The sequence below is a fragment of the uncultured Romboutsia sp. genome (assembly GCF_958366745.1).
Taxonomy (GTDB): domain Bacteria; phylum Bacillota; class Clostridia; order Peptostreptococcales; family Peptostreptococcaceae; genus Romboutsia; species Romboutsia timonensis.
In genome coordinates, this window is the sequence record NZ_CATXCO010000058.1 from 1 (window position 1) to 11680 (window position 11680).

The window sequence follows — 11680 nt, forward strand, 5'->3', positions numbered from 1 at the left end:
TGTTATTTATATTTAAAAACAAAAAAATCTTTCCGTATATCGGAAAGATTTTTTATCTATCTATAAATTTTTATTAATTTAAAATTTATTTATGGTCTTTTTTTGGTTTAGGAAGTAATGCTTTTCTAGATACATTAACTCTTCCTTTTTCATCTATTTCAGTAACTTTAACTTCTACTTCATCACCTATATTTAATACATCTTCAACTTTAGATACTCTTTCGTGAGCTATATGAGATATATGAAGTAATCCTTCTTTACCTGGAAGTATTTCAACAAATGCACCAAAGTTCATTATTCTTGTAACTTTACCTGTGTAAGTTTGTCCTACTTCAGCTTCAGCTACTATATCATGTATTTTCTTTTGTGCAAGTTTTATCATATCAGCATCTATTCCTGCTATAAATACTTCTCCAGTTTGCTCTATATCTATCTTAACTCCAGTTTCTTCTATTATCTTAGTTATAACTTTTCCACCAGGTCCTATAACGTCTCTTATCTTATCTGGATTTATGTTCATTGTTATTATTTTAGGAGCATACTTAGATAACTCTGGCTTTGGAGCTGATATTGTTTTTCTCATTTCGTTTAATATATGTATTCTACCAGCTTTAGCTTGAGTTAATGCTTTAGCTAATATTTCTTTATCTATACCAGCTATCTTTATATCCATTTGTATAGCAGTTATACCTTTTTCAGTTCCTGCTACTTTAAAGTCCATATCTCCTAAGTGGTCTTCCATACCTTGTATATCAGAAAGTACTGCTACTTTATCATCATGCTTTATAAGACCCATAGCAATACCTGCTACCATATCTTTTAAAGGTACACCAGCATCAAGTAAAGATAATGTTGAACCACATACACTACCTTGAGATGTAGAACCATTAGAACTTAATACCTCTGATACTACTCTTATTGCATATGGGAATTCTTCTTTTGATGGAAGAACAGGTATTAGTGCTCTTTCAGCAAGTGCTCCATGTCCTATTTCTCTTCTTCCTGGACCTCTTGATGGTCTAGCTTCACCAACACTGTATGCTGGGAAGTTGTAGTGATGCATATATCTCTTACTTTCTTCTTCATCTAATCCATCTAATATTTGAACATCTCCTAATGCTCCAAGTGTTGCTATAGACATTACTTGAGTTTGACCTCTTGTAAATAATCCTGAACCATGAGCTCTAGGTATAAATCCGTTATCACACCATATAGGTCTTATTTCTTCTAAACCTCTATTATCTGGTCTTACATTTTCATGTACTATTAACTTTCTTACTTCTTCTTTTATTATAGCTTGAAGTGTTTCTTCTATATCTACTCCATAATCTTCTAATAACTCTTCGAATTTCTCAAATGTTTCAGCTTTAACAGCATCCATTTTTTCCATTCTTTCAAGTTTTTCTATAGTTTTTACTGCTTCTTTCATTTTATCTGTAGCAAATTCACGAACCGCTTTTTCAACCTCTTCATCAGGTTTAAATAAAACTACTTCCATTTTTTCTTTTCCAACTTCAGCAGTTATTTCTTCTATAAATGCAACTATTTTTTTGATTTCTTCATGAGCAAATAGTATAGCTTCAAGCATTAATGCATCCGGTATTTCTTCTCCACCAGCTTCAACCATCATTATAGCATCTTTAGTTCCTGATACTACTAGGTGAAGAGAACTCTTTTCTCTTTGTTCTGCTGTTGGGTTAACAACAAATGCTCCATCAACTAACCCTATTAAAACCGACCCTGTAGGACCATTAAAAGGTATATCAGATATAGATAAAGCTATAGATGACCCTATCATAGCAACTATATCTGGTGTACAATCTTGGTCTACTGATAAAACTGTAGCAACAACTTGTACATCATTTCTAAATCCTTTTGGGAATAATGGTCTTATAGGTCTATCTATAAGTCTTGATGTTAATATCGCTTTTTCTGAAGGCTTACCTTCTCTCTTTAAAAATCCTCCAGGTATTTTCCCTACTGAATATAGTCTTTCTTCATAATCAACACTTAGAGGGAAGAAGTCTATTCCATCTCTTGGTTTTGCTGATTTTGAAACATTTACCATAACCATAGTTTCCCCGTATCTAATTATGGCGCTTCCGCTAGCAAGTTCTGCTATCTTTCCTATTTCAACCGAAAGCTCTCTTCCTGCTAAATCCATTGTAAATATTTTATGTTCAAACATTAAAGCTTGTACCTCCTCTTTTGCTAAAAAACGCGTTTACTATCCTATGTATTATCTTATCAAAAATACTATATTTTAACAATACAAAAGTAGCTTAGTTACTTATCTTAATCATTATATCTATTATTTACACTTTGTTTTAAAATTAGTCATATTCTAGTTAGAGCAACTTATAGCAAGTATATCTGGACCTGTATGAGAACATATACAAGCTCCACCTCTAGTTATTAGTACTTTTTTAGCTTTTATTCTTTTTTGTAATTCTTTCTCAAGCTTTTCAAAATCTTTAAAATTATCCCCATATCCTATAGTAACAATTTTATCTTTTAAATCCCCATTATTTTTCTCTAGTATCATATCGACAAGCTTACTTGCTAGGTTCTTACTTCCTCTAACCTTTTCTTCTAAATGTGCTTCTCCATCAGGAAATGAAAATACCGGTACTAAGTTAAGAATATTTCCTATTATAGCTGTAGCTACAGATACTCTACCACTCTTTTTTAAATAATCCAAAGTTTTAGGTGCAAAAAATAACATTACACTTTCTCTAATAGAATCTAATTCTTTTACTATTTCATCTGGGCTTAACCCATCTTCTATTAACTCACATGCCTTTATAACGAATTGACCACTTCCTAATGATAGACTCATCGTATCAAACATGTGAATATCATTTGCCTTATCACCCATATCAGTTCTTGCAAGCATTGCACTTTGATATGTACCCGACGATTTAGATGAACCATTTATACATATTATTTTGTAACCTTCATCTATATATTTATTAAATATCTCACTGAACTGGATATATGTAGCCTGAGACGTTTTTGGTATCTCCTTACTATTTTTTAGTATTTCATAGTATTCTTCCTTACTTATATCTACTCCATCTTTGTATTCTTTATCATTAAAGATTATAGTAAGTGGTACCACATCTAAATATTCTTTATCTTGAATTTCTTTTGGAATATCACATAGACTATCGCATATTAATTTTATTTTCAAAGTCATCACCTCTATATAAACTTTTCTATATAATAGCTATCAATACCTTTTTATATAATATTAAAATTATAAAAAGCAGGTATTATTATACCTGCTTTCAATACAAAAGTAAAAAATTACTTTCTTAATCCTAATTTAGCTATTAATGCTCTGTATCCTTCAAGATCTCTGTCTTTTAAGTAAGCTAATAAGTTTCTTCTTCTACCAACCATCTTTAATAGACCTCTTCTTGAGTGGTGGTCTTTCTTGTGCATTTTTAAGTGGTCGTTTAATTCGTTTATTCTAGCTGTTAATAAAGCTATTTGTACTTCTGGAGAACCAGTATCTCCTTCAAATCTTCCGAATTCTTTTATTATTTCAGTTTTGTTCATCTTGAGTTACCTCCAATTTAATTTTATAATCGCCAATAACTAAGCATAGATTTGGAGTAATCGTATGCCGAGTAATGGTTAATTTACTTGTTTATTGTATCATAACTTTTTCTCTTTTGCAAATATACTTTTTACATACATAGTTGGTATCTTTTTGAAGTTGACTTTTTAGTTCTTCAATTCCATTAAACTTTTTTTCATCTCTAATTCTTTCTAGAAACTCTATAGTTATAACTTTTCCATATATGTCTTCATCGAAGTTTAGTATATTAGTTTCAATAGATAAATTATCTCCATTTACGGTAGGGTTGTAACCTATATTTGTAGCGCCGTAGTATATTTTTCCATTAACATATACTTTCGTTGCATATATTCCTACTTTAGGTATAATCATATTTTTATTTATGCTTATATTTGCAGTAGGAAATCCTATTGTTCTTCCAAGTTTCTTTGAGTGTATAACTTCTCCTGATAACTTATAATTCCTACCAAGATATTTATATATATCTTCTACACTACCATCTAATATTAACTTTCTAATATAAGTACTACTAATTCTTACATCACCTAATTTTATAGAATTTACTATTTCTAATGAAAAACCATATTGCTTAGACAATTCTTGTAATAATTTTACATTGCCTTCTTTATTTCTTGCAAAAGTAAAATCATGTCCAACTATTACATTCTTAACATTTAGTTTATCTAATAATATATCTTTTACAAAATCATATCCAGATATTTTAGTCATATATTCATCAAATGGTATATTGATTACATAATCTACACCCATAGACTTTAATATTTTTATTTTTTCTTCACTAGTTATTATATTTTTTATAGAACCTGGTCTAAAGTAATTAACTGGGTGATTTTTAAAAGTAAAAACAACACTACTTATATTATTCGCCTTAGCATATTCTGTAGCCTTTTTTATCAACACCTGATGTCCCCTGTGTAACCCATCAAAATTCCCGATAGTTACTACACTTTCTTTTATTGTATCTATTTTTTCTATCGATGTTATAGTATCCATTTTGCATTCCCCACTTAATTGAGATTTATACTATAAATAGTTTATCACTTTTTACACTTATGGTGTTATTTTTTCTTATTATCTTACCTATTCCGATAAATTCTTTTGAACTATAAACTCTTACAAATTCATCATTTTCATTAAAGTCTTTTTCTATAAATCTTCTCTCGTCTATGATACCACCATTTATATAATATTTTTCAGCATTTTCATGTATCTTTATTTTATTAAAATTAGTTAGTACATAGTCTATATCGTATAAATATTTATCTAATGTATTATTATCATTGTATTCTTTTAACTCTTCAAGTGTTATACCATTTTCTAAGTTAAATTTACCTGATGAAGTTCTAAGTAAGAAAGACATATGCCCTCCACAGCCTAAAACCTTCCCTACATCATAACATATACTTCTTACATAAGTTCCTTTAGAACATTTTACATAAAACATTATTTTATTGTCTCTTATGCTAAGTATATTAAGTTCTTTGATATAAACAGGCCTAGTTTTTAAATTTATTTCATCAGCCCTTCCACTTCTAACTAAATCACACATTCTTTTACCATTTACTTTTAATGCAGAATACATTGGCGGTAGTTGATCTATATGACCTCTTTGAGTGTCAAAAGCTTTTTCTATTTCTTCTTTGGTAAAACTAAAATTATCTACTCTTTCTAAAATTTCACCTGATGAATCATATGTATCTGTAGTTATACCTAATGTTAACTCACAAATATATGACTTATCTTTATTTAATATAAGTTCGCTAACTTTAGTCGCTTTTCCTATACATATAGGTAATACCCCTGATGCATCTGGATCAAGGGTACCTGTATGTCCAACTTTTTTTGTGTTTAAAATCTTTCTTACAACACTTACTACATCATGAGATGTCATACCTGTAGGCTTTATAATATTTACTATTTTATTCATATTTCTCACCTTGTACTGCTTTTACTACAGCCTCGACTATCTTTTTCTTTGCATCTTCTATACTAGAGTAAATCGTACAGCCTGCGGCTCTTATATGCCCACCACCATTAAAACTTTGAGCTAGTTTACTTACATCTACATAGTTTTTAGATCTTAGGCTTACTTTTACTTCATTTTCTTTTTTTTCCTTTAGAAGTATTCCAACTTCAACACCTTCTATATCTCTAGTGTATGAAGTTATTCCATCTACATCATTAAAACTTATCACATTTCTTTTTAACATTTCTTTAGTTATCGTTATACTAGCAATTTTTCCATCTACTATATCTAAAGTATTTAAAGCTTCACCTAATAATTTATAATAATTATATGGATTACTTTGGAATACTTTTTGAATTATAGTATCTTTTTTAGCTCCTTTTAATAAAAGCTCCTTTGCCATTTCAAAACTACTTGGATGAGTATTTGAATATACAAAATTACCAGTATCAGTTACTAAACCTGTATATAAACATGTAGCTACATCTTCATCTATTATATTTATATTTTCATTTTTTTCACATTCTACTAGTAAATTATAAACTAGCTCACAAGTTGATGATGCTTCAGTATCTATATAATTAAAATCACCATAATAATCATTACTTGCATGATGATCTATACATATTATTTTCTTAGCATTATCTATTAAATTTTGGCTTATGCAAATTCTATTTTTATCTCCACAATCAAGTGCTACTATATTATAACTATCTAAGTTGACTTCTTCTGATTTTAATATATTCATATTTTCAACTAAAAACTTTAAATTTTGAGGAGGATTATCGTCTAATACATAGTAAACGTTTTTCCCTAATTTATTTAAAGCATAATACATCGATAAAGTTGACCCTATATTATCTCCATCTGGACTAATATGAGAAGTAACGATGAAATCATCGTTACTTCCTTTTAAGTATTTTATTATACTCTCTATATTATTCTTCATCAAATTCTTCCTCGTCAAATGAAGATGCTGTTGCTCCTTCATTAACTTTTCTTATTAAATGGTCCATATACATACCATTTTTGATAGAATCATCAACTTTAAATATTATTTGTGGAGTATGTCTAAGCTTAACACTTCTACTTACTTCTCTTCTTATATAGTTTACTGCACTTTTTAGTCCTAACAGTGTAGATTCCTCATCTCCACCTAATATACTTACATAAACATATGCATAGCTTAAGTCATTTGTAACTTCAACATCAGTTACACTTACCATAGATGTTATTCTAGGGTCTTTTATTCCACTTATAAGCATTGAGCTTATAACTTTTTTTATTTCTTCTGCTATTCTCTTTGTTCTGTTATATGATGCCATTAATATCGACCTCTTTTATATCTATTTTAATTTTCTTTCTACTTCTTTAGTTATATAAGCTTCTATTATATCGCCTTCTTTAACGTCATTGTAGTTAACAAAACTCATACCACATTCATATCCTTGGTTAACTTCTTTAACGTCATCTTTAAATCTTCTAAGAGCAGCTAATTGTCCTTCATGTATTATGAATCCATCTCTTACTATTCTTACTTTAGATCCTCTAAATACCTTACCACTAGTTACATAACATCCAGCTATAGTTCCAACACCTGATAACTTAAATGTTTCTCTAACTTCAGCTTTTCCTGTATCTTCATCAACATATTCTGGGTCTAACATACCAGTCATAGCTGCTTGAACATCTTCTATAGCTTTGTATATTATAGTATATGTTCTTACATCTACACCTTCTTTTTTAGCAAGTACTTCTGCACTTGGAACTGGTCTTACGTTAAATCCTATTATTATTGCATTAGATGCAGTTGCAAGTGTAACATCTGATTCAGTTACTGCTCCAACACCACCATGTATTACTCTAACAGCAACTTCTTCATTAGATAATTTTTCAAGTGATTGCTTAACTGCTTGAACAGAACCTTGAACGTCTGCTTTTACTATTATAGGTAATTCTTTAACTTCAGCATCTCCCATTTGAGCGAAGAAGTCATCAAGACTCATTCTTTGGTTAGATTTTAACATTTCCTCTCTAGCCATTTGTTGTCTCTTTTCAGCTACTAATCTTGCAGCTTTATCATTTGGTACTGCAACAACTTGGTCTCCACCTTGTGGAACTTCTGATAACCCTAATATTTCTACTGCTGTAGAAGGTCCAGCAACTTTAACTCTCTTTCCTTTAGAGTTTATCATCGCTCTTACTTTACCACTAGCAACACCTGCAACTATAGGATCTCCAACTCTTAAAGTACCACCTTGAACAAGTACTGTTGCAACTGGTCCTCTACCTTTATCAAGTTGAGCTTCTATAACTGTACCTACTGCTCTTTTGTTAGGGTTAGCTTTTAATTCTTCCATTTCTGCAACTAAAAGTACCATTTCAAGTAAAGTATCTATACCTTCTCTTTTTAAAGCTGATACTGGAACGCATATAACGTCACCACCCCAGTCTTCAACTAATAATCCTTGGTCAGCTAATTCTTGCTTAACTCTATCAGGATTTGCTCCTGGCTTATCTATTTTATTTATAGCAACTATTAAAGGTACATTTGCAGCTTTAGCATGGTTTATAGCTTCAACTGTTTGAGGCATTATACCATCATCTGCAGCAACAACTAATATTGCCATATCTGTAACTTGTGCTCCTCTAGCTCTCATAGATGTGAAAGCTTCGTGCCCTGGAGTATCTAAGAATACTACTTTTTCTCCATTTACCATAACTTCTGAAGCACCTATATGTTGAGTTATTCCTCCTGCTTCACTTGAAGTTACGTTAGTTTTTCTTATAGCATCAAGTAAAGAAGTTTTACCATGGTCAACATGTCCCATTACAGTAACAACAGGTGGTCTTTTTACTAAGTCTTCTTCTTTATCTTCTTCTATATCTATTAAAGCATCTATTGCTTCTAATTCTTCTTCATCATTAGCTGAACCTTCAACTAATTCAAATCCATATTCACTTGCAACTAATGAACCTATTTCAAAACTTATTTCTTGGTTTATTGTTGCCATTGTTCCCATCTTCATAAGCTTCATTATTATCTCAGATGCAGACTTATCTAATTTAGTAGCTAACTCTTGAACTGTTAATTTTCCATCTATAGCTATAGTATTTCCCTTAGCTGCAGCTATTTCATCTTTTAATATTTCAAGTACTAATTCAACTTCATCTTCTTCTAGTTCAGAATCCTTATCTACTGCATTTATTTCTAATTCTTTTAATTTAGCTAATACATCTTCATTAGACATTTTTAATTCGTTCGCAATTTGGTATACTCTTGTTTTTGACACAAGATCACCTCCTATTATATTTTTGGCGTTTCCATTAATTCCAATATCTTATTGGCAAAATTTATATCTTTAACTCCTAGAGCAGCTCTTGGAGCTTTTCCTATTGCATATCCTAGTTGCAATTTACTTGAGAAATATACATATGGTACATTTCTATAGCTAGATTTATCTTTAAATAACTTCTTAGTGTTATCTGATGCATCCTCTGCAACTATAACTAGCTTAACATTACCTCTTTTTAGTTCAAGTAGTGTTGAATCATCTCCTGACACTATTTTACCTGCACGAGTTGCAAGGCCTAAAAATGAGTATATTTTATCTTCATTAGTCTTCATATTTTTGTAGCTCCTCAAGTAGATTTTCATATACCTCGTTAGGTACTTCTATTTTGAATGCTCTATTTAGTGCTTTAGACTTTATTGCCTTTTTTAAGCATTCTGCATCTTTACATATATATGCACCTCTACCGTTCGCTTTTCCTATTGGGTCTAAAAATATTTGACCTTCTTTATTTTTTACTATTCTTATTAGCCCTTTTTTAGAGTCTCTTTCTTGACAAGCTATACACTTTCTTTGAGGTACCTTTTTAGTTTTTTGCAAAGGTCATCCCTCCTTATTCTTGATCTTGTTTTGCTTGTGATTCGCTTTTTATATCTATCTTCCAGTTAGTAAGTTTCGCTGCAAGTCTTGCATTTTGTCCTTCTTTACCTATTGCAAGTGATAATTGATAATCAGGAACTACTACTAAAGCAGACTTTTCTTCTTCATTAACTTCTACTTTTTCAACCTTCGATGGGCTAAGTGATGCAGATATATATTCAGCTGGATCATCGCTGTATTTTATTATATCTATTTTTTCATCACCAAGTTCATCAACTATATTTTTAACTCTTGAACCTTTAGGACCAACACAAGCTCCTATTGGATCTATCTTTTCATCTATTGATTTAACTGCCATCTTAGTTCTTGAACCAGCTTCTCTTGATACAGATTTTATTTGAACTATACCTTCAAATATTTCAGGTACTTCAAATTCAAATAATCTCTTAACTAATCCTGGATGGCTTCTTGATACTACTATTTGAGGTCCTTTATTAGTTTTCTTTACTTCTAATATATATACCTTTATTTTTTGTCCAGCTTGATAATGCTCTCCTGGTATTTGCTCAGCTTGAGTCATTATAGCTTCTATTCTACCTATGTTCACATATACTATATTTTTATTTACTCTAGCTACTTCTCCTGTAACTATTTCATTTTCTTTATCCATAAATTCATTATATACTATTTCTCTTTCAGCTTCTCTTATTCTTTGAACAACAACTTGCTTTGCAGTTTGAGCTGCTATTCTTCCGAAATCTTTAGGAGTTACTTCGTTTTCTATTATATCTCCTAACTCATAATTTGGGCTTATTTCTCTTGCATCGTTTAGTTCAATTTCAAGGAAAGTATCATATAAGTCAGATTCATCAACTACTACTCTTTGAGAGAATACTCTAACATCTCCTCTTTCTCTGTCAATTTCAACTCTAACATTTTGTGCTGAACCGAAGTTTTTCTTATACGCTGTTAAAAGAGCTTGTTCTATAGTATCTATAAGTATCTCTTTATCTATCCCTCTGTCTTTTTCTAATTCGTCTAATGCTTCCATAAATTCATGATTCATTGCTATTTGTCCTCCATAATTATCTTTAACTAAAACTTTATTGCAAGTCTTATAAGTGCAACTTCTTTTCTTGTAAAATCTACTTCTTCACCATCTATTATAACTTTTATATTATTATCTTCAGTTAATCCAACTAGTTCTCCTTCAAATTGTTTAGAACCATTCATTGGCTTGTATAATTTTATTTCAACGTCTCTACCTTTGTATCTTTCAAAGTCCTTATCTTTTTTTAGTGGTCTATCAAGTCCTGGTGAAGATACTTCTAAGAAGTAATTATCCTTTATAGGATCTTTTTTATCTAGTATTTCACTTAATTCTCTACTAACTACTTCACAGTCACTTAAAGATATTCCACCTTCTTTATCTAGGTAAACTCTTAAGTAATATTCTCCAGCTTCTTTAACATATTCTATGTCTACGATTTCAAAGTTTTTAGCATCAACTATTGGTTGAACTATCTCTTCTATTGTAGCTTCTATACTTTTTCTCATTTGTGTTTCCCTCCTATTCAGTTGTAAATTTTTTAAAACAAAAGAGTGAGCACTGTTGTCCCACTCTTAGTTTCTGCAATATATACCATTTTATATACTATAATACCATATATTAGTTTTTGTTGCAAATTTTAATTGACTTTAAATTAATTATCTATTTTTTGTATCTAAATTTCTTTTTCTTTGTAAATAATCATTACCAAATGTGCCATTGCATATACTTTCCATTTTATATCTACTACATCTATACTATCTTTATTTTCTTGTAAAAATTTATTAATCTGCTCTTCTATATTTTCGTGGTAGTCAGTTATCATTTTGACTTTCATTTTATAGCCCCCAATTATCTTAAAATAACTTCTTACTTCAGTATATGAATTAAAAATTAAAAATTTTACAAAAAAAGTACTAAATCTCAAAATTGTAACTTTTAGTCCACCATTATTGATTCAAATAACAAATCTCCACTATTTGTTCTATCAAATATTATGTTACATTTTTTTATATTTTTTAAATCTATATCATTATATAAAACCATCGGTATCCTTATGTTTGATATTGGTGTAACTTGATTCCAAAATTTTATTTCTTTTCCATTTTCAAAATCTAAGTTTTCTAATTTACCTTTTGGATAATTAATTAAATTACTTTCTTTTG

General features: G+C 30.0%; 14 protein-coding genes. All 14 read right to left on the bottom strand.

Annotation, left to right across the window (positions count from 1 at the left end):
• Window positions 1-85: 85 nt before the first annotated feature.
• Window positions 86-2188, bottom strand: a complete 2103-nt coding sequence (pnp, locus tag Q5F54_RS05855; protein WP_302334093.1) for a polyribonucleotide nucleotidyltransferase — start codon at window positions 2186-2188, stop codon at window positions 86-88.
• Between the two features lie 156 nt (window positions 2189-2344).
• On the bottom strand, window positions 2345-3193 hold the full coding sequence (locus tag Q5F54_RS05860) for a DegV family protein (protein WP_071119785.1): 849 nt from the start codon (window positions 3191-3193) through the stop codon (window positions 2345-2347).
• Between the two features lie 116 nt (window positions 3194-3309).
• The gene (gene rpsO, locus Q5F54_RS05865) at window positions 3310-3564 is read right to left on the bottom strand and encodes a 30S ribosomal protein S15 (protein ID WP_071119784.1); all 255 of its coding nucleotides are present in this window, start codon (window positions 3562-3564) and stop codon (window positions 3310-3312) included.
• A gap of 91 nt (window positions 3565-3655) precedes the next feature.
• Window positions 3656-4600, bottom strand: coding sequence for a bifunctional riboflavin kinase/FAD synthetase (locus Q5F54_RS05870; RefSeq protein ID WP_281537424.1), 945 nt, complete (start codon window positions 4598-4600; stop codon window positions 3656-3658).
• A gap of 25 nt (window positions 4601-4625) precedes the next feature.
• Window positions 4626-5534 (bottom strand): tRNA pseudouridine(55) synthase TruB, encoded by a 909-nt coding sequence (gene truB / locus Q5F54_RS05875; RefSeq protein ID WP_281537423.1) that lies wholly within the window; start codon window positions 5532-5534, stop codon window positions 4626-4628.
• Window positions 5527-6522 (bottom strand): bifunctional oligoribonuclease/PAP phosphatase NrnA, encoded by a 996-nt coding sequence (locus Q5F54_RS05880; protein WP_242873387.1) that lies wholly within the window; start codon window positions 6520-6522, stop codon window positions 5527-5529. The genes truB and Q5F54_RS05880 overlap by 8 nt, the downstream gene beginning before the upstream one ends.
• Window positions 6512-6898, bottom strand: coding sequence for a 30S ribosome-binding factor RbfA (gene rbfA, locus Q5F54_RS05885; RefSeq protein ID WP_071119780.1), 387 nt, complete (start codon window positions 6896-6898; stop codon window positions 6512-6514). Before rbfA ends, Q5F54_RS05880 begins: the two co-directional genes overlap by 11 nt.
• Window positions 6899-6919: 21 nt before the next feature.
• Window positions 6920-8866: a translation initiation factor IF-2 gene (gene infB, locus Q5F54_RS05890; protein WP_281537422.1), complete on the bottom strand. Its 1947-nt coding sequence runs from the start codon at window positions 8864-8866 to the stop codon at window positions 6920-6922.
• Window positions 8867-8880: 14 nt separating this feature from the next.
• The gene (locus Q5F54_RS05895) at window positions 8881-9201 is read right to left on the bottom strand and encodes a ribosomal L7Ae/L30e/S12e/Gadd45 family protein (RefSeq protein WP_281537421.1); all 321 of its coding nucleotides are present in this window, start codon (window positions 9199-9201) and stop codon (window positions 8881-8883) included.
• Window positions 9191-9466 (bottom strand): RNase P modulator RnpM, encoded by a 276-nt coding sequence (rnpM, locus tag Q5F54_RS05900; protein ID WP_071119777.1) that lies wholly within the window; start codon window positions 9464-9466, stop codon window positions 9191-9193. The genes Q5F54_RS05895 and rnpM overlap by 11 nt, the downstream gene beginning before the upstream one ends.
• A gap of 13 nt (window positions 9467-9479) precedes the next feature.
• Window positions 9480-10532 (bottom strand): transcription termination factor NusA, encoded by a 1053-nt coding sequence (gene nusA / locus Q5F54_RS05905; RefSeq protein ID WP_302334094.1) that lies wholly within the window; start codon window positions 10530-10532, stop codon window positions 9480-9482.
• A 29-nt stretch (window positions 10533-10561) separates the two neighbouring features.
• Window positions 10562-11023 carry a ribosome maturation factor RimP gene (gene rimP, locus Q5F54_RS05910; RefSeq protein ID WP_071119775.1) on the bottom strand — a complete coding sequence of 154 codons (462 nt, stop codon included), beginning with the start codon at window positions 11021-11023 and terminating at the stop codon, window positions 10562-10564.
• 167 nt (window positions 11024-11190) lie between these two features.
• A complete protein-coding gene (locus tag Q5F54_RS05915) occupies window positions 11191-11352 on the bottom strand; it encodes a hypothetical protein (RefSeq protein WP_277230905.1) in 162 nt (53 codons plus the stop codon).
• 101 nt (window positions 11353-11453) lie between these two features.
• Window positions 11454-11680, bottom strand: a 227-nt coding sequence (locus Q5F54_RS05920) for a hypothetical protein (RefSeq protein ID WP_331562432.1), incomplete at its 5' end; no start/stop codon positions are given.